Raw genomic sequence first — 322 nt, 5'->3', positions numbered from 1 at the left:
GAAAATTTTCATAAACACGCACGTTGGTATAGTGCAGCTATTTTTTCAATGATCATTATTTCCTGTACAACGGCAGCGAGTGCATGGATCATGCGTGACGTTGTTAATTATATTATTGATGCGCAAAATTTTGGTATGATCATTGTAATTTCTATCATCATTGCTTTCATTTTTATTCTTAAAGGAATTGCAACTTTTGCTCAGACTTATTTTTTGAACAAAGCAGGTAATAGTATCGTTGCTGAACAACAGCGTAAAATTTACGCACGCATGATGGAACAAAGTGTCTCTTTTTATCACAATAACACTTCATCTGATCTTC

1 protein-coding gene is annotated in these 322 nt (G+C 33.9%); it reads left to right on the top strand.

Annotated elements, in window-relative coordinates:
* A partial coding sequence (locus ACFINS_RS10620; protein WP_375706252.1) for an ABC transporter transmembrane domain-containing protein occupies window positions 1-322 on the top strand: 322 nt, incomplete at both ends.

The organism is Bartonella sp. AA2SXKL (assembly GCF_042197205.1).
In the GTDB taxonomy this organism is placed as follows: domain Bacteria; phylum Pseudomonadota; class Alphaproteobacteria; order Rhizobiales; family Rhizobiaceae; genus Bartonella.
Note: the sequence above shows the minus strand (reverse complement) of the source record. Positions and strands in the feature narration are given on the sequence as shown.